Annotated in this window: 20 protein-coding genes; 10 read left to right on the forward strand and 10 right to left on the reverse strand. The window is 69.1% G+C overall.

Annotated features, from left to right (window positions below; genetic code table 11):
* Positions 1-84: 84 nt before the first annotated feature.
* A complete protein-coding gene (gene mprF, locus C1927_RS15275; RefSeq protein WP_108747137.1) occupies positions 85-2,649 on the forward strand; it encodes a bifunctional lysylphosphatidylglycerol flippase/synthetase MprF in 2,565 nt (854 codons plus the stop codon).
* Positions 2,650-2,750: 101 nt separating this feature from the next.
* Here the strand turns inward: mprF and C1927_RS15280 are convergent, their stop codons facing one another.
* The 4 genes from C1927_RS15280 to C1927_RS15295 form a co-directional block, all read right to left on the reverse strand.
* Positions 2,751-4,097 (reverse strand): AcvB/VirJ family lysyl-phosphatidylglycerol hydrolase, encoded by a 1,347-nt coding sequence (locus C1927_RS15280; RefSeq protein WP_301553983.1) that lies wholly within the window; start codon positions 4,095-4,097, stop codon positions 2,751-2,753.
* 78 nt (positions 4,098-4,175) lie between these two features.
* Positions 4,176-4,793, reverse strand: coding sequence for a DUF998 domain-containing protein (locus tag C1927_RS15285; protein WP_108747139.1), 618 nt, complete (start codon positions 4,791-4,793; stop codon positions 4,176-4,178).
* The gene (locus tag C1927_RS15290) at positions 4,790-4,975 is read right to left on the reverse strand and encodes an oxidoreductase-like domain-containing protein (RefSeq protein WP_079222712.1); all 186 of its coding nucleotides are present in this window, start codon (positions 4,973-4,975) and stop codon (positions 4,790-4,792) included. Before C1927_RS15290 ends, C1927_RS15285 begins: the two co-directional genes overlap by 4 nt.
* 46 nt (positions 4,976-5,021) lie before the next feature.
* A complete protein-coding gene (locus C1927_RS15295) occupies positions 5,022-5,624 on the reverse strand; it encodes a hypothetical protein (protein WP_108747140.1) in 603 nt (200 codons plus the stop codon).
* A gap of 230 nt (positions 5,625-5,854) precedes the next feature.
* Between C1927_RS15295 and C1927_RS15300 the strand changes: the two genes are divergently transcribed.
* Positions 5,855-7,006, forward strand: a complete 1,152-nt coding sequence (locus tag C1927_RS15300; protein ID WP_108747141.1) for a tetratricopeptide repeat protein — start codon at positions 5,855-5,857, stop codon at positions 7,004-7,006.
* Positions 7,007-7,013: 7 nt separating this feature from the next.
* Here C1927_RS15300 and C1927_RS15305 read toward each other — a convergent pair whose 3' ends face one another.
* On the reverse strand, positions 7,014-7,349 hold the full coding sequence (locus C1927_RS15305) for a zinc ribbon domain-containing protein YjdM (protein WP_108747861.1): 336 nt from the start codon (positions 7,347-7,349) through the stop codon (positions 7,014-7,016).
* A gap of 581 nt (positions 7,350-7,930) precedes the next feature.
* On the opposite strand from C1927_RS15305, the gene C1927_RS15310 reads away from it, so the two are divergent.
* The 3 genes from C1927_RS15310 to C1927_RS15320 all read left to right on the forward strand — a co-directional run bounded on the left by C1927_RS15310 (position 7,931) and on the right by C1927_RS15320 (position 10,008).
* Positions 7,931-9,292, forward strand: coding sequence for an Hsp70 family protein (locus tag C1927_RS15310; protein ID WP_108747142.1), 1,362 nt, complete (start codon positions 7,931-7,933; stop codon positions 9,290-9,292).
* A gap of 228 nt (positions 9,293-9,520) precedes the next feature.
* Positions 9,521-9,814: a YkgJ family cysteine cluster protein gene (locus tag C1927_RS15315; protein WP_108747862.1), complete on the forward strand. Its 294-nt coding sequence runs from the start codon at positions 9,521-9,523 to the stop codon at positions 9,812-9,814.
* A gap of 11 nt (positions 9,815-9,825) precedes the next feature.
* A complete protein-coding gene (locus tag C1927_RS15320; RefSeq protein WP_079222716.1) occupies positions 9,826-10,008 on the forward strand; it encodes a hypothetical protein in 183 nt (60 codons plus the stop codon).
* A 48-nt stretch (positions 10,009-10,056) separates the two neighbouring features.
* On the opposite strand, the gene C1927_RS15325 is transcribed toward C1927_RS15320, so the two are convergent.
* From C1927_RS15325 to C1927_RS15335, 3 genes are read right to left on the reverse strand one after another with little or no spacing between them, the layout of a single operon-like run.
* Positions 10,057-10,932 carry a DUF4097 family beta strand repeat-containing protein gene (locus C1927_RS15325; protein ID WP_108747143.1) on the reverse strand — a complete coding sequence of 292 codons (876 nt, stop codon included), beginning with the start codon at positions 10,930-10,932 and terminating at the stop codon, positions 10,057-10,059.
* A 12-nt stretch (positions 10,933-10,944) separates the two neighbouring features.
* Complete coding sequence (locus C1927_RS15330) at positions 10,945-11,487, reverse strand: hypothetical protein (protein WP_108747144.1); 543 nt, start codon at positions 11,485-11,487, stop codon at positions 10,945-10,947.
* Complete coding sequence (locus C1927_RS15335; protein ID WP_108747145.1) at positions 11,484-12,068, reverse strand: sigma-70 family RNA polymerase sigma factor; 585 nt, start codon at positions 12,066-12,068, stop codon at positions 11,484-11,486. Before C1927_RS15335 ends, C1927_RS15330 begins: the two co-directional genes overlap by 4 nt.
* Positions 12,069-12,190: 122 nt before the next feature.
* Here C1927_RS15335 and C1927_RS15340 point away from each other — a divergent pair, with 122 nt between their 5' ends.
* Both C1927_RS15340 and C1927_RS15345 read left to right on the forward strand, forming a co-directional pair.
* On the forward strand, positions 12,191-12,370 hold the full coding sequence (locus C1927_RS15340; RefSeq protein ID WP_079222720.1) for a hypothetical protein: 180 nt from the start codon (positions 12,191-12,193) through the stop codon (positions 12,368-12,370).
* 35 nt (positions 12,371-12,405) lie between these two features.
* Positions 12,406-12,999, forward strand: a complete 594-nt coding sequence (locus C1927_RS15345) for a mechanosensitive ion channel family protein (protein ID WP_079222721.1) — start codon at positions 12,406-12,408, stop codon at positions 12,997-12,999.
* Positions 13,000-13,614: 615 nt separating this feature from the next.
* Here C1927_RS15345 and C1927_RS15350 read toward each other — a convergent pair.
* Both C1927_RS15350 and C1927_RS15355 read right to left on the reverse strand, forming a co-directional pair.
* Positions 13,615-13,881, reverse strand: a complete 267-nt coding sequence (locus C1927_RS15350) for a DksA/TraR family C4-type zinc finger protein (protein ID WP_079225322.1) — start codon at positions 13,879-13,881, stop codon at positions 13,615-13,617.
* Positions 13,882-13,987: 106 nt separating this feature from the next.
* Positions 13,988-14,545, reverse strand: coding sequence for a DUF2058 domain-containing protein (locus C1927_RS15355; protein WP_079222722.1), 558 nt, complete (start codon positions 14,543-14,545; stop codon positions 13,988-13,990).
* 62 nt (positions 14,546-14,607) lie between these two features.
* On the opposite strand from C1927_RS15355, the gene C1927_RS15360 reads away from it, so the two are divergent.
* Genes C1927_RS15360 through C1927_RS15370 form a run of 3 tightly spaced genes read left to right on the forward strand, consistent with a single transcriptional unit; the run spans position 14,608 to position 17,472 of the window.
* The gene (locus C1927_RS15360) at positions 14,608-15,108 is read left to right on the forward strand and encodes a M48 family metallopeptidase (protein ID WP_079222723.1); all 501 of its coding nucleotides are present in this window, start codon (positions 14,608-14,610) and stop codon (positions 15,106-15,108) included.
* Between the two features lie 47 nt (positions 15,109-15,155).
* A complete protein-coding gene (locus tag C1927_RS15365; RefSeq protein ID WP_079222724.1) occupies positions 15,156-15,854 on the forward strand; it encodes an RNA pseudouridine synthase in 699 nt (232 codons plus the stop codon).
* A gap of 49 nt (positions 15,855-15,903) precedes the next feature.
* Complete coding sequence (locus C1927_RS15370) at positions 15,904-17,472, forward strand: phospholipase D family protein (protein WP_079222725.1); 1,569 nt, start codon at positions 15,904-15,906, stop codon at positions 17,470-17,472.

Here is a 17,472-nt window from a genome sequence, read left to right on the forward strand (position 1 = left end):
CTGGTCAAACGCGATCGACAGGCGCACGATGCGCCACGTTCACGTTGACACCACCCTCGCCCCCGCTGACGCACCCTTGCGCCGATGACCCACGCCCCCGATTCCACCACCGCTTCCCATACCCCGGCATGGAAGCGGGTCCTGACCATCGTCATCCCGCTGCTGATCCTGGCGCTGGCCCTGCACGGGCTCGCCAACGAATTCGACGAGCATGGCTACCGTGCCATCCGCGACGCCTTCCACAAGCTGACCGGTGCGCAGATCGCGCTGACCGTGCTGCTGGGCCTGGCCAGCTACGCCTGCCTGATCGGCTTTGATGCCATCGGCCTGCGCCGCAGTGGCATCCGCGTGCATCCCGCACGCGTGGGCATCACCGCGTTCCTGGCCCACACCCTGGGCCAGACCGTGGGCTTTGCCGCATTGACCGGCGGCGCGGTGCGCCTGCGCGGCTACCGCAGTGCCGGCCTGGACCTGGCGCAGATCGGCCAGGTGGTACTGATGAGCACGCTGGGCTTCGTGTTCGGTGCCTGGCTGCTGATCGGCGTGGCGCTGTGCATGGAACCGGCCGCGGCCGCGCTGGCCCTGCCGCTGGACCCGGCGGCGGTGCGCGTGGTCGGCATCCTCGGCCTGCTCGCCTACGCCGCCACCGTGCTGCTGGTCGGCCGCAACGGGCGCCAGTTCCGCATCTTCGGCCATGGCCTGTGGCTGCCCGACCGCCGCACCATGCTCGGCGTCACCGTGCTCAGCGTCATCGAACTGGTGCTGGCCAGCGCCGCGTTCTACGTGCTGCTGCCCGACTCCACGCCTACCGGCCTGCCCGGCTTCGTCGGCCTGTACCTGGTGGCCGTGCTGGCCGGCCTGGTGTCCACGGTGCCGGCGGGCCTGGGCGTGTTCGAGTGGAGCCTGCTGAAGCTGCTGCCGCAGGTCGCACCGGCCGCGGTGCTGGCCGCCGCGCTGATCTACCGCGTCACCTACTACGTGCTGCCGCTGCTGCTGGCCACCCTGCTCGCCCTTGCCCCGGCCCTGCGCCAGCCGCTGCAGGCCAGCGCCGGCGCCACCCGCGCGGGCTGGCACGCGCTGCGACCATGGCTGCCGCAGATCATCGCCCTGGCCGCCTTCAGCATCGGTGCCGCGCTGGTCATCGATGGCACGCTGCCGACGCCGCGCCGCCATCTCCTCAACGCCTCGCTGCCCATCCTGGAAACCTCGCACCTGATCGGCAGCCTCGGCGGCGTGGCCCTGCTGCTCATCGGCCAGGGCCTGGCCCGGCGCAGCCATGCCGCGTGGATGCTGGCGATGGCGGTATGCGTGGTCACGCCGCTGCCGCTGTGGCTGCGCGGCGGCCAACCGCTCATCGCCGTATCGGCGCTGCTGGTGGCGATGGCGCTGTGGGCCGCGCGCCGCGAGTTCTACCGCCAGGGCGCGCTGCTGGATGAAGCCTGGTCGTGGCCGTGGCTGCGCAACCTCGGCCTGGTGCTGGTGGCGGTGACCTGGCTGCTGTTCTTCACCTACAGCCACGTCGAATACCAGAACGAACTCTGGTGGCAGTTCGCCGTGTCGGGCAACGCGCCGCGTGCGCTGCGCGCGTTGCTGGTGGTGGCCATCGCGCTGGTGATGTTCGGCCTGGCGCGCCTGCTGCACAGCACGCGCACCCCGTTGCCGGCTGCCGACGATGCCACCCTGCAGGCGCTGGCACCGGTGCTGGCCGGCGCCACCGACACCCAGGCCTGCCTGGTGCTGACCGCCGACAAGGCGGTGCTGCGCGATGAGGCGAAACAGGGCTTCGTGATGATGCAGCGCTATGGCGGGTCGCTGATTGCGATGGGCGATCCGGTCGGCCCGCCGGAGGTGGCCCGTGCGCTGATCTGGCGCTTCCGCGAGGAAGCCGACCGGCTTGGCCTGCGCCCGGTGTTCTACCAGGTGGGCGAGGCGTACTGGCAGACCTACCTGGACCTGGGCCTGGGCCTGGTCAAGCTGGGCGAAGAGGCGATGGTGCCGCTGCACGACTTCGGCCTGGAAGGACGCGAACGCGCCGACCTGCGCCAGGCCTGGAACCGCGGCAAGCGCAGCGGCCTGTCATTCCGGGTGGCGCCGGTGGAAGAGATTCCCGAACTGCTGCCGCGCCTGCACGCCATTTCCAACGCCTGGCTGGACGACAAGGCCGGCGACGAAAAGGGGTTCTCGCTGGGCAGTTTCGATCCCGGCTATCTGGCGCGCTTCCCGGTGGCGCTGGTCGAGGCCGAAGGTGAGATCGTGGCCTTCGCCAACCTGTGGCAGGCGCCTGCCGGGGCCGAGCTGTCGGTGGACCTGATGCGCCACGTCAATGAAGCGCCGAAGGGCACGATGGATTTCCTGTTCATCGAACTGTTCCTGTGGGGACGTGCGCAGGGCTATGCGCGCTTCTCGCTGGGCATGGCGCCGCTGTCCGGGCTGGCCCAGCACCGCCTGGCCGGCCGCTGGAACCGCTTGGCCGGCCTGCTGGCGCGGCATGGTGAACGCTTCTATGGCTTCAGTGGCCTGCGCCGTTTCAAGTCGAAGTTCGACCCGCAGTGGCGCCCGCGCTACCTCGCCGCACCGGGTGGCATGCACCTGCCGGCGGCACTGCTGGATGCCACGCGATTGATCTCGCTGGACCCGCGGCGCGGGTGATCGCTCACCCTGGTGGGTGCGCACCCTCACCCTGGTGGGTGCGAACCGTTGGTTCGCACGCTCTCCGCCGGGCATGGCCCGGCGCTACCGGTGGGTGCGGCCTACGCGCCGCCCTTGAGGATCACCTCAGCCAAACGATCGTAATCACCATTGAAGTGATGGTCGCCCGGCAGCTTCACCTTCTGCACGCCATCGTTGGCCGGCAGGTCCGGGCACAGTGCGTCCTCGTCATCCTTGCCGTACACGCACAGGGTCTTGGCCGCAGGCAGCTTCGCCACTTCCGGTGCGATCGGCAGGCCGCCGCCGCCACCGCCCAGCCAGTTGCTGACGTGGAATTCAAAATCGGCCTTGCGCCCCACCGACAGCAGCGCGATGCGCTCGATGCCGTCGCGGGTGCCCGCGTCGAGCTGGTTGATGGTGGCTGGCAGGACGTCGGCGCCCTGCGAGAAACCAACCAGCATCACTTTGTCGCGGCGCCATTGCTGCTTGTAGTGGGCGATGATCCTCTGCAGGTCGGCGGCGAAGCCCTTGGGCGTGCGCTCGCTCCAGAAGTAGCGCAGTGAATCGATGCCGACCACGGCCACGCCATGTTCGCTCAGCGACGAGGCAACGTTCTTGTCCAGGCCGGCCCAGCCGCCGTCGCCCGACACGAAGATGGCCAGGGTATCGCCGTTGCCGCTGGCCGGCACTTCCACCACCGGCAGTCCCTTCAATGCATCCGGTGGCGGTGCCAGGCTCACTCCGGCCTGCGCGCCGACCACCCGTGCCGCCGCCACCAGGCCGGGCGAGGCGTCACCGCGGGCAGTGCGCTTGAACTCACGCGCCATCGCCACCTGCTGCACGAACGCACTGGCCTGGCCGGCCTTGCAGGCATTGCCGCCGGCCGCGCTCAGCCACGGGAAATTCAGATCGGTCGGCTGCAGCCGGTTGTGCTTCACGCCATCGCCGCAGACCATGCGCTCGTGGCTGTGGTCGGGGCAGAAGCCGGTGGTCAGCAGCCCGGCAAACACCTGCGTGTCGGCCTGCGCAGCCAGCGTATAGGCCATTTCCGCGCCTTCGCCATCACCGCCGACCAGCGGCAGGTGGTAGCCCGGCAGGTGCAGCGAGGCCTGCAGCCAGCGCGAGAAATTCTCGACGTCACCCGCACCGAACGAACAGGTCGGATTGCCTTCGCGCTTGAGCACGCCACGCAGGTGGCTGATGTCCACCGCCGCCACCAGGGCACCGTCGGCACGCAGGGCTTCAATCGGCAATCGGCTGGTATCGCCACCGGCAGTTGGTTCATGGAACCAGATCACCACCCGCTGCGGTGTTCCCGCAGGCATGTGCACCGGTACCTGGTCGAAGCGCCCATGGCTGAACTGCTGCACGTTCGCTGCCGCCATGGCCGGCAACGCAGCCAGCGCCAGCACCACACCCATTGCCCTGCCCAGCCCTGCACGCTTCATATCGCATCCCCGGTGGAATGCGCACACGATACGCCGCCACCGCGTGCACGGCACGTACCGGTGCAGGCCGTTGGGGATTCAGTCGGATGCGCTGCGCTGGCCGCGGCGGTACAGGGCAAAAGCCAGCCACAGCAGCCAGCCGGCAATCACCACGATCACTGTCTTCTGGCCCAGCCCACGCGGTGGCCCGGCCCGCCACAACACGTGCAGCCACAGCAGCACAAACGCCAGCCACGCCCAGCCCCACAGCAGGGCCGCACTGCGCTGCCAGCCCGGTTCGCGGCGCAGGTACCACGCCTGCAGAAGCATGCCGACGCTGGCGCACAGGAACGCGGTGTTGGCCGCCAGGCCATGCACCAGCGGCGCCAGCAGTGGCGTCGCTGAGGGCAACCAGCTGTCGCCGATGGAAACGGTGGCCAGGCCGAGCGCAGCCACGGTGAACAGCAGCGGTGCGGCGGCACTGCGCCGCGGCCCCGTGCTGTGCCGGTACAGCGCGATGCCCAGCACCGCGATGGCCAGCGCCAGCAGGCAGTAGGCACTGCGCAGCGCCAGCCCCCAGGGGCCATGCAGGTACAGGCTGAGAGTGGCCTGCACCCAGTCCAGGTCGGCGCGTGCGAACTGGGTCCACACGGCAGTGGCGATGAACAGCAGCAGCGCAACGATGGCCAGCAACGCCGCCGGCCGCGCGCGCATCACGGTGTCTCCTGCGGGTGCCGCGCCTGCCACTCGGACAGCGCCTTGCGGTAGCGCTGCAGCTCGTCCGAATACAGGTCGAGCACGCACAGCGGGCAGCCGCTGCCGCAGCACTCGTTGGGGCCGGGTTCTTCCGGCGGCAGCGGGCGCGGATCGGGATCAGGTGCGGGCACGGGGTCGGTCACGGGCAGGCAGAACGTTGCGGACAGGCGCCCAGTGTAACGGCCCCGCTCAGGCGTCCAGTTGTCGGCGCAGGTTGGCGCGCGCGGCCGCGTCCAGCCGCTGGTGGAAGAAATCGCTGAGGAAGATGCGCGGCGCACGCAGCAGGCCCTGCAGGAAACGGCGGCGGCCAGCGCGATAGAGGAAGCCCGGCACCACGCCCTGGTATTCCTCGGCCACGCCGCGGTCGTAGGCGGAAAACACCGCTTCGGGCGCGGCCAGGATGGCCATGTCGCAATCCAGGAACAGCGCCGCCTCGGCATCCACGTCGTCCGGCCCCAGTTCGCCGTGGCGCGCGGTCAGCAGGATCAACTGCTCCACCCGTGCCGCATCCACGCCAGCCAGCTCCGGCGCCTGGGCGATGGCCCTGCGTGCCAGTTCGGCCGAACGCGCTTCGTTGTCCTTGCGCCCCGCCTGGTAGATGGCGTCGTGGTAGAGCACCGCCAGGTACACCTCGGCCGGCTGCTGCCAGCCGGGCCCGGCAGCAACGTCCTGGCAGTGCTGCAGCACCGCGCGCACGTGGCCGAAGTGATGGTAGGCGCGCGGTGGCGTGGCGTAGGCATCCTGCAGTGCCTGCCACTGCGCCGGTGCCAGCGGGATCGGGGCGAAGTCCATGCACGGATCATCCCGCCGGCAGCCGCTGCGGGCAAGCTGGACAATTTTTCACCAGCCGCTCACATCGCCTGCGCGGCAACGCTGGCAACGGGTTGTCCACAGCTTTGTCGCGGGCTGGTCCACACCGGGTGTGGATGAACCTGTGCCGCCGACCAATGGTTGATACCGGCCTCCCCACGCAGGTCTACACTGCCGGAAGGCGGGGCTGCCCGCCGCTGCAGGGAACTGCCATGCGCCGTCTTGCCGCTTGTTGCCTTGCCCCCTTGCTGGCTGCCACTGGTGCGTCCAGCGCCCTGGCCCAGGATCCGCCGCCACCGGCGCCGTATGTGGCACCGGCCGCGCCGGTTGCGGTGGCCAGCGTGCCGACCCCCGAACAGGTGCTGGCCATTCCCCCGCCGCTGCGGCAGATGCTGCAGGCACGGGTGATCGCCCGCCACAGTTCACGCGAGCAGCGCCTGCAGGCGCTGGCCGAGATGATCTTCGGTGCGCAGGCACTGGACCTGCAGTACGACCCCAATGCGACCTACACGCTTTCGGAAATCTGGCAGAAGCGGCAGGCCAACTGCCTGGCCTTCACCCTGCTGTTTGCCACGCTTGCGCGCGAGGCGGGCATCCAGGCAAGCGTGCAGGAAGTGGATCGCGTCGTGTCCTGGTACCAGGACCAGGACCAGGGCGTGGTCTACAGCGTGGGCCACGTCAATGTTGGCGTGGTGGTGAACGGGCGCAGCGGCACCGTCGACCTGGACCGCAACATCCTCTATGACCGCCGCGGCCCGCATGCGATCACGCTGGACCGGGCGCTGGCGCATTTCTACAACAACCGCGGCGCCGAGCGGATGACCGCCGGTGACATGGCCGGCGCGCGCGACTTCTTCAACGCGGCACTGGCCCGCGCGCCGGATTTTGCACCCGCCTGGAACAACCTCGGCGTGCTGGACAGCCGCCAGGGCGACCTCGCCGGCGCGCGCATCTCGCTGGAGCAGGCGCTGCGGCTGGATGCCCGCGAGGATTCGGCACTGGTCAACGCCAGCGTGCTCTACCGCAGCCTGGGCCTGGTCACGCAGGCGCAGGCGCTGGAGCAGCGGTTGAAGGCCGTGCAGCGCAATGATCCGTTCGCCCAGTACATGGCCGGTGCCGCCGCGGAGCGCAGTGGCGACCTGGCCCTGGCGATCCGCTATTACCGGCGCGCGGTGCAGCTGTACGACAACGCGCACCAGTTCCATTTCGGGCTGGCGCGCGCGTATTTCCTCAGTGGGCAGTTGGCGCGTGCCGACCGCGAGCTGACGCGGGCACGTGCGCTGGGCGGCAACAGCAACCAGCAGCGCTACCAGGCCAAGCTGGACGGCCTGTCGCGCCTGCGCACGCAGCAGGCGCGGCGCTGAGGACGGCTCAGGCCTTCTTGAGGAAGCAGGTCTTCAGCACCAGGCCCTTGATCTTGTCCGAGTTGCCTTCGATGTGTTCGGCGTCGTCCTCGACCAGGCGGATGTTGCGGATGACCGTGCCCTGCTTGAGCGGGATGGACGAGCCTTTGACCTTCAGGTCCTTGATGACGGTGACGGTGTCGCCGGCCTGCAGGGTGTTGCCGTTGCTGTCACGCACGACCAGGGCCGCGCCGGCGCCCTCCTCGGCGGTCCACTCGAAACCGCAGTCGGCGCAGATCCACAGCGCGCCATCGGCATAGGTGTTTTCCAGGGTGCACTGCGGGCAGGCGGGAGCGGACGACATCAGCAAGTACCTCAAAATGAATCAACGGCCGCCATTGTAACCGGCGGGTCCGTGCTTCCATTTTTCCGCGTGCAGCGCCTTGACTGATATCGCATGGGCGGGACGGAGAGGGGCCGCCGGGACACGCGGTAAATACGTCCATGTAGCTCGTAGGCGCCATCCGTGGCGCCTACGGTCCCGACGGCCCCTCTCCGTCCCGCCTTGGACAGTTTCCCGCGCCGGCGGCCGGAAAATTCAAAGGCCAGAGCCGCGCTCTGCCGTTTGCTGCCGCGCTCAGGGAAACTGTCGAGAGCCGAGGGGGCGGCCGGAGCAGGACCGCAGGCGCCATGGGCCCGAGGCATGCCTCGGGCGGGTTGGGCAGGACGCCCAACCCCGGTCTTGCCGTGTGCGCAGGACAGCGCACACGAGCAAGGCGCCTACGAGCCCCCATGGATGGGTTTACGGCGTGTCCTGCTCCGGCCGCCCCCTCGGCTGAACACGAAGCAGGGAGGCGCTGAACCCATCCGAAGCAGAGGGGGAACTTGCAGGAAGACCCGATCTGCAGCAGAGTGCGCGGCCCCCGCCCGCCCCCGGACCTCCCCATGCGCCTTGGCATCGACTTCGGTACCAGCAACTCCGCCGCCGCCATCGTCCGTGATGGACAGCTGCTGCCGATCCGCTTCGGTGACGCCGAACAGTTCCGTACCAGCGTGTATTTCCCCGGCGTGGTGCCCGACCCGGACGACTTCCAGCTCGACGCCGGCCAGGAACACGAACTGCAGCAGATGATCGACAGCGCCGCCCGTGCCGCGCGCGCCGCCGGCCAGGAACGCACCCCGCAGGCACTGCGCCGCGAAGCCCTGCGCGCCCTGCGCCGTGAGTGGATGGAAGCCCGCGCCGGCAAGGAACGCAGCGCCAGCGACCTGCTGCAGAACGCCATCTACGGCGATGACGCCCTGGAAGCCTATTTCGAGGAGCACGAAGGCAACCTCGTGCAGAGCCCGAAGTCGATGCTCGGCTACAACCTGCACCCGCGCGCGCGGCAGACCATCACCGGCATCGCCGCGCACATCCTCGAACACATCCGCCTGACCGCCAGTGCCCAGCTCGGCCAGCCGCTGCGCGCGGCCCTGCTCGGACGCCCGGTGCAGTTCCGCAGCTCGATCGGCGCCGCCGGCAACGACCAGGCGCTGGACATCCTGCGCGAGGCCGCCACCCAGGCCGGCTTCGACCAGATCGACTTCCTCGAAGAACCGGCGGCGGCGGCCATGCATTACCACGCCGAAAGCCGCGAGCGGCACCAGGCCGTCATCGTCGATATCGGCGGCGGCACCACCGACATCGCCCACGCCGAAGTGGGCGGCGATGCCGCTCCGCGCATCCACCGCGCCTGGGGTATCGCCCGCGGCGGTACCGATATCGATCTGTCGCTGAGCCTGTCCAGCTACATGCCGCTGTTCGGCCGCGGCGTCACCCGCGTGCCCGCCCACCACTACGTGGAAGCGGCCACGGTGCAGGACATGACCCGCCAGCGCGACTTCCGCCAGCACAAGTACGACCACGTGGATGATCCGTGGGGTTCGCGCCTGCAGGCGCTGCAGGACACCGGCAACACCGCACGCCTGTACCGCGACGTCGAACGCGCCAAGATCGCCCTGAGCAGCAGCCCCAGCCACCGCAGCACCCTGGATTACATCGCCCGCGACCTGCATGCCGACAGCAGCACCGAAGGCCTGGCCACCGCCGCCTCGGGCTACCTGGCCCAGATCCGCGAGCTGCTGGCACAGGTCCGCAGCGATATCGGCGGCGACCCGGATGCGGTGTTCCTGACCGGCGGCATGTCCCGCGCCGGCTACCTGCGGCAGGCGGCGGCCGAGGCCTTCCCGGGCGCCCGCATGGTCCATGGCGAGCCCTCGCTGGGCGTGGTCCAGGGCCTGGCGCTCGCGGCAGCCAGCCGGGATTAACAAAACGTTACGCGGAGTTTGCTACCCTCGGTAGGCTTGATAGGGCTCTACCTTCCGCCGGCTGCGCCGGTGTGTGTACCCGGGTAGGGCTTGGCCCGCTTGACGGGCCTTGCGGCCATGCCTTCTGGCTCGTTCATGGTCCGCGTACTACCCGAGCCGCCATCGAGACCCGCTTTGGGCACCCGCCTGGCCCCTGTGGCCGCACAACCTGAAGAAGCACCTGCACCCATCGACTGCCGCCGTTGTGACGCGGTCTGTTGCCGGTTGCCCGTGCTGCTGCAGGCCGGCGACGACGTGCCCCGCCAGTATACCTCGCGCGACAGGCACGGCCGTGCCGTGATGGCGCGCAATGACGAGGGCTGGTGCGCGGCGATCGATCCCTATCACCTGCGCTGCACGATCTATTCGCAGCGCCCGGCGATCTGCCGCCAGTTTTCGATGGGTGGCGACGACTGCCGCCGCGAGCGGCAGGATTACCTGCGCCAGGCTGATGCCTGGTCGCTTTCCTCCCCTTCCACCTGACAGGAGCAACCATGCCCCGCAAGGCAAAGACCCCCGCGAAGGCTACCAACAGCATCCGCAGCGAACGCAAGGGCGCGGCCGCCAGCACCACGGTCAGCAGCGATTCGATTGCGTCCGATCTGGCCGCGTTCCGCAAGAGCGGTGGCAAGATCGAAGTGCTTGGCACCACCTGGGCGCTGAAGAAAGCCAGCTGACCCACCCTGACCGCGGCGGCGCTGCCGCCGCGGCCTGCCGGGCCGCGCTCAGCGGTCCAGGCTGACCCGCACGCTGCCCGAATGCGACTGGATGCGGATGTCACCATCGCCGCCGCCCAGCTTCGTATCGAGACTGCTGCCCGGCCCATAGCGCGGCCGCTCCACGGTGCCGGCATCACTGTTGATCGAGCCGGCGAAGCTGTTCACCGACAGCTGGGCCGAGACCTTGACCGGCAACCGCAGGTTGACCGAAGCACTGACCGACTCGACGTTGATGCGACCGCCCGGGGCCAGGCCCGACGTGGACAGGTCGATGCCGCCGGAGACCGTCTCCACCGCCAGGCGCTGGATGCGGCCGGCATCCACGCCGACCCGCCCGGACACCGTCTGCGCGCCGATATCCCCTGACACGCCCCCACCCGCCTCGATGCGGCCACTGACGGTGTTCACATCCAGGCGCGGCGTCTGCAGCTTGGCGACGACGTTGCCGCTGACCGTGTTGAGCTTGCTGTCGCCGCTGCGTCCGGCGGCATTGAGGTCGCCACTGACCGTATCGGCCTGCAGCCGGCGCACGTCGATGCCGCTGATGTCCTGGTCGGCACTGACCGTGCTCAGCAGCAGTTCCGAGGCACGCGGGACATTCAACACCAGGGTGGCCGTGCCGTTGGTGTGGCGCCGCGGGTATTCCACTTCCCAGCGCACGCGGTTGGCGCTCTTTTCCTGCCGCAGCTGCAGCCCATCGCCGAGGCTGCCGGTCAGCTGCACTTCGTTGCGGTCCCAGCCGCGCACGGTGACCTTGCCGGCCACGTTGCTCAGCTCGATGCGGCCACCGCTGGCCAGGGTGTGGCGCTCATCCACGCGTGTATCGGCCAGGGCCAGGGCAGGCAGCAGCAAGGCAGCGCAGAGCGGGAAAAGGGTTCGCATGGGGGTCTCTCCTCAGGTTGTCAGTCCGGCCGCGGCGGCCTGCGCCGCCTGCCGGGTCAGTTCCAGCCGCAGCGTATAGGTACGCTTGAGCTGTCCAAGCAGGTGCGGTGCGCGCGGGTCCTGCGCCAGCGCAGCACGGATCTGTGCCGCGCTTTCATCCAGTTCGTGCAGGGCCGGCTGCCATTCCGCGGCGCGGGCACCGGGCAGCGATGCCACGGCCTGCTGGTACTGCTCGGTCATTGCCGCTGCCTGCAGCTGCAGCATCGATGGCGCAGGTGCCTGCAGCGGTGCCTGCCGCCACGGGGCCACCGCATACACCGCCAGGCCGGCGGCCAGCGCAGCGCCTGCTGGCAGCCACCAGCGCGGGCGGGCACGGCGCGGCAGGCCCACGACGTTGCCGGGATGCTCCACCGCTGCCGGTGCCGCTTCGCGCGGTGGCAACTGCGCCGCCAGGCGTGCCCAGCCATCGGCCGGTGGCATGCGCTGCCCGGGCAGTGCCCGCAGCCGCGCCTGCAGCGCAGGGTCGTGGTCGTGGTCGGTTTCGTGGGTACTCATGTCATGTCTCCCAGACGCGCGCGCAACAGACTCCGCGCGCGGTGCAACTGTGCCTTGGAACTGCCGACGGCCATCTGCAGCTGTGTGGCGATTTCCTGGTGTTTCCAGCCTTCGATGTCGTGCAGCACCAGCACCGCACGCGCCCGTGGTGGCAGCGTCGCCAGCGCGCGTTCCAGATCGCGCTCGGTGCCGGCGCAGCGATCGTGCACGGCCAGCTCCTGCAGGCCGCCATCGACCTCGTCCAGGCTGTCATGGTCCGGCCCGGCGGCGCGGCCGCGCAGCTCCATCAGCGCTGCGTTGACGCCCAGCCGGTGCAGCCAGGTCGACAGGCTGCTTTCGAAGCGGAACCCCGGCAGCGCCTTCCAGGCCTGCAGGAAAGCTTCCTGCAGCGCATCCTCGGCGCGCGCCTGCTGGCCGCCGCACAGGCGCCACAACACCGCAAACACGCGCGGCGAATGGCGCCGGTAGAGCTGTTCGTAGGCCCCCATGTCGCCCGCCGCCGCGGCCCGCACCAGGGCGGGTTCGTCGACGGCGTCGGCGTCGGTGGTGGCAGGCAGCGCGGGCATGGTGGTGTCGAGCATATCGCTTGGATGCGGCGACGCTGGAAAAGGTTTAAGGCCGATTGAAGGCGGCGCCATTGCAACCTTTTCGATGCTGGCTGCATCCATGCAGGGTCCTTGGTGAAAATCCCCGGAGTCCCGCCATGTCCAGCTCCTCCTGCGCCGCCCTGCTGGTGATCGTCGCCTGCGTCGTGCTGCAGGCCCTGGACCTGTCGCTGCAGCTTCGCGCGGACAGCAGCCAGGCCTGCCTGCATCAGCATCGGCAGGCGGTGGTCTGCGTGGCCTGGCCAGGATCGGTCGAAACCCCGGCACGCGCCGGGTAACATCAAGGGCCGTTATCGCCACGTGTTGTCGCCCCATGATGTTGTCGCTGAAGGATCACCTGCCCGCCTGGAGCCATCCGTGGCTCAACTACATCGGCATCGCCCTGCAGATCGTGCTGGTGCTGGTGGTTGCCTGGCTGCTGCGGGTACTGGCCCGCCGCCTGATCCGCCGTTTCGCCGAGCACTACACGCTGCCGCCGGAGATGGCGATGGGCGCGCGCCGGATCACCAGTTTCGTGGTCTATTTCAGTGCGCTGCTGTACATCCTCAGCCTCCTGGGCGCGAAGCCATCGGTGCTGTGGACGGCCTTCACCGGTTTTGCCGCCGTGGGCGCGGTAGCGTTCTTCGCGGCGTGGAGCGTGCTGTCGAACATTTTCTGCACGCTGCTGATCTTCACCACCCGTCCGTTCCGCCTGCATGACTACATCGAGGTGCTGGAGAACGGCGAGAAGCCGGGGCTGAAGGGCCGGGTGATCGACGTGAACCTGATCTACACGACGCTGCAGGAAACGGGCAACGGCCACGAGGGCACGGTGCTGCAGCTGCCGAACAACCTGTTCTTCCAGCGCACGGTGCGGCGCTGGCGGGATCCCTCGCAGGCCCCGGGTGGCATCCAGGGCGACGGCTGAGGGGTTGAGGGTTTTTGCAGGGCTGCGCCCTGCACCTGCAGAGGCCAGAGCAAGAGCAGAAGCTGGCTTTCCGTGGGTTGGCGGGGCGGGTCCGGTTGAGGGGGACGCTGTGAACCCATCCATGGGGGCTTGGTCGCGGCATCCATGGCGCTCACACCCCCTCAACCGGACCCACCCCGCCTTCGACAGTTCTCCGCGATCTGTCAGAACGGCGTTCTGCTTTGGTGGGTGCCGACCGTTGGTCGGCACGAATGAATTCATTCGATATCTGACAGATGTGTTGACCAAGGTCGACACCTACCAACAACCGCACGTCCCAGTAGATCCACGCCATGCGTGGATGAATTCATTCGATATCTGACAGATGTGCCGACCAACGGTCGGCACCCACCAACAGCTGCATTTGCCAACAGCGGACGGAATCTGTCAGAGGCGGGGCGGTGTGGGTGGGCAGGACCGTTGGCGCCATGGATGGCGCCATCGAGCCCCCAGGGACGGGTTTACGGCGTGTCCTGACCACCCACACCGCCCCGCCATCCCACGGAATGCCGCTCTGGCTTTTGACGTTGCCTTTGCATTGAGCAGGTGCAGGGCGCAGCCCTGCAATAGAACCCCCTACCTCAACTGGCTGTCCTTGCTGCCACGCCGGTTGTAGCCGGCATGCGCCTGCTCCTCGTCGTCCAGCGCCTGCTGGCAGGCCACGCACAGCCGTACGCCGGGCACGGCCTGGCGCCGCGCCAACGGAATCGGCGCGTCGCATTCCTCGCAGTGTTCCAGACCCGGGCCTTCGCGCAGCTGGCGCCGCGCGCGGGCAATCGCATCGTCGACGGTGGCGTCGATCTGGTCCTGGACCGCGCCGTCTCCCGCCCAACCGGTGGCCATGGCCATCCTCCGCAGGTGTGTCGCCTGATATGGGGACGATCCACCCCGCCGCAAACGGTCGCGCCGGGCCGGGCCCGGCGGTCGTATCCGTTGGTTCAGCCGCGCCTTACCAGACCAGGTCGTCCGGCACCTGGAACTGGGCGTAGTAGGCGTCGTCCTCGGCGTTGCCGGTGGAAATCTCCGCAGTCGAGCCCGGCTGGCCGTGGTCGACGATGATCGCCTCCGGGGCACGCTCGCGCACCTTCTCGGCGGCGGCACGCGGCAGCAGCGCGTAGCCCTCGCCCTGGGCAACGATGACCAGCACGCCCACCGACAGCGCCTTGCGCAGCTTGGGGTCGATCAGCAGGGTGCGGATCGCTCCGCCGTCGCTGAAGCGGTATTCGTCATCGCCCTTGTGGGGCACGGCATGGGCCGTGATGATCTGCTTCGCCTGCGCCTTCTGTTCAGCCAGCTTGGCCTGGGCGTTGCGCTCGGCGGCCAGCGCGCGGTCGCGCTCGACCTTCTCGGCGCGGGCGCGTTCAGCTTCCCGCTGGACCTCGGCCGAGGTCGATTCGGCCTTGCCCTGGCGGGCCTTGGCCTGCGCGCTCGCGGCGGCGCTGGCCTGCGACTTCTTGGCCAGGCCGGCCTTGAGCAATTGTTCCTGCAGCGCGTTGGGCTTTGCCATGGTCGTTGCGTACCGCGTGTAATCTTGGATGCCCCATTCTACCGACGCCCCGCCGCCCCTGCATGGCAGTCCTGAAGTACCTCACCGGCTATCCCGAACCCCTGGTCGCCCAGGTCAGCGAACTGCTGGCCCAGGGCAAGCTCGGCCCCTGGCTGCAGCAGCGCTACCCCGACCCGCACGAGGTGCGCAGCGACCGCCAGCTGTACGACTACACCCAGGACCTGAAGGACCGCTACCTGCGCAAATCGGTACCGCTCAACAAGGTCTGCTACGACAACACGCTGGAGGTCATCAAGCATGCGCTGGGCACCCATACCGCCATCTCCCGCGTGCATGGCAGCCGCCTCAAGGCCAGTCGCGAGATCCGCATCGCCACCGTGTTCCGCCAGGCGCCGGCGGCCTTCCTGCGCATGATCGTGGTGCATGAACTGGCCCACCTGAAGGAAGCCGACCACAACAAGGCCTTCTACCAGCTGTGCCAGCACATGGAGCCGGACTACCTGCAGCTGGAGTTCGATACCCGCCTGTACCTGACCGAGCTGGCCAACCGCAGCCAGCGCTGACCGGCCGCAGCAGCTACACTGCGCGCCCCCTGACCGACCTGCCCACCATGGAACCGACCCGCCTCGACAAACGCCTGTCCGCCCTGCTCGGGATCCCGCGCGGCGAAGCGCGCCGCTACATCGAAGGTGGCTGGGTGACGGTCAACGGCGAGGTGGTGGAGCAGCCGCAGCGCCCGGTCGATGAGAGCGCCGTGATCGTGATGGCCGAACAGGCCGAAGACAGCAAGGCCGAGCGGGTCACCATGCTGCTGCACAAGCCGGCCGGCGTCGCCGCCGAGACGCTGTGCGCGCTGGTCAGCAGCGCCACCCGCAGCGAGCTCGATGCCAGCGACATCCGCCCGCTGCAGCGTCATTTCCACGGGCTGCAGCTGGCGGCATCGCTGCCGGCCGCCGACAGTGGCCTGGTGGTGGTCAGCCAGGATCCGGCCACCCTCGCCCACCTGCAGCGCAACCTGGGCCGCACCGAGCAGGAGTACCTGGTGGAAGTGGCCGACGGTGGCCCGGAGCGCGGCCCCTGGCTGATGGCCCGGCTGCAGCACGAATCCGGCGGCGCCAAGGTCAGCTGGCAGAACGAGCAGCGCCTGCGTTTTGCCGGCAAGGGCCTGACCGCCAAGGGCCTGCGGACGGCGGTCGGCAACGCCGGCCTGCAGGTTGCCGCGGTTCGCCGCCTGCGTATCGGCCGCGTGGCCCTGGGGCCGCTGCCGCCGGCGCAGTGGCGTTACCTGGGCAGCGACGAGCGGTTCTGATTGCCGCAGTGGTGGCATCCACGCAGGGCGTGGATCTACCATCGATGGCATGAGCCTGCGCAAACCCATGTGGCGACGCGTGCTGCGTGTCGTCGCACTGATCATCGCCGCCCTGCTGGTGCTGGTGCTGTCCGGCCTGCTGCTGGCCGACCACCTGACGCCGCAGGCGCGGGGGCCCGTCTCGCACGTGCTGCCGCTGCAGCCGGCGCAGACCGCCATTGATCGCCAGCTGGTACCCGAACAGAACGCGCGGCCCGGGCAATCGGGCGTGGCGTTCCTCAGCGATGGCATGGATGCATTCGCCGCGCGCGCGAAGATCACCGAACAGGCCGGGCGCAGCCTGGACCTGCAGTACTACATCTGGCACGACGACCTGGTGGGCCACCTGATGGCCAAGGCGCTGTACGACGCGGCCGAACGCGGCGTGCGCGTGCGCATCCTGCTGGATGACATGAATGCCAAGGACAAGGACGCGCTGATGATGGCGCTCGATGCGCACCCCAACATCGAGATCCGCCTGTACAACCCGTTCCGCAACCGCAGCGGCATCGCGCGGACGCTGGAAATGATCCAGCGCGCCTTCAGCGTCAACCACCGCATGCACAACAAGAGCTGGATCGCCGACGGCCGCGTGGCGATCGTCGGCGGCCGCAACATCGGCGAGGAATATTTCAGCGCGCGCAACGACGTCAACTTCCAGGACCTGGACCTGGTGGTGGCCGGGCCTGCGGTGGAACAGGCCAACCGCATCTTCGACGACTACTGGAACAGCGCGGCGGCCATTCCCATCGGCGCGCTGGCCAGCTACACCGATGCGCAGCTGCGCGCCCTGCTGCGCCAGTCCGACCGCGATGCACTGCACGCCCGGGCGCAACCCTACCTGCAGCGCGTCAAGGCGTCGCGTGCGCTGCGCCAGCCGGGCCCGGACCCGCTGCACTGGAGCGCGAGCGTGCGCATCCTGTCCGACCCGCCGATGAAGCATCGCGATGATGCGCGCGATGGCTGGCTGGTCAGCGCACTGGTCGAGGAGCTGCAGTCCACCCGCCATGCCGCGCTGCTGGTATCGCCCTACTTCGTGCCCGGTCGCGATGGCCTGCAGGGCCTGTCGGCGATGGCCGCGCGCGGTGCCCAGGTGGGCGTGGTGACCAATTCGCTGGCCGCCACCGACGTGGCGGCGGTACACGGCGGCTACATGGGCTATCGGGCACCGCTGCTGAAGGCCGGCGTGCAGCTGTACGAATTGAAGGCGCACGGCGAGCCGGGCGAATCCAGCCTGTTCGGCAGCAGTGGTGCCAGCCTGCACACCAAGGCCTTCGTCATCGACGACCGCCGCGGCTTCGTCGGTTCATTCAACCTCGACCCTCGTTCGGCCTACCTCAACACCGAAATGGGCGTGCTGTTCGATGACCCGGTGCTGGGTGCGCGGCTGCGCGAGGAATACCTGCGCCTGGCCGACCCGCTGCACAGCTGGTGGCTGGCGCTCGGGCCGGACGATGACCTGCGCTGGCTGGAGCGGCAGCCACCGCCGCACTGGGTGGGCCGCGAGCCCGGCAGCACCCTGGGCGCGCGCCTGACCGCCCACGTGATCAGCTGGTTGCCGGTGGAATCGCAGCTGTAG

The sequence above is a fragment of the Stenotrophomonas sp. ZAC14D1_NAIMI4_1 genome (assembly GCF_003086775.1).
In the GTDB taxonomy this organism is placed as follows: domain Bacteria; phylum Pseudomonadota; class Gammaproteobacteria; order Xanthomonadales; family Xanthomonadaceae; genus Stenotrophomonas.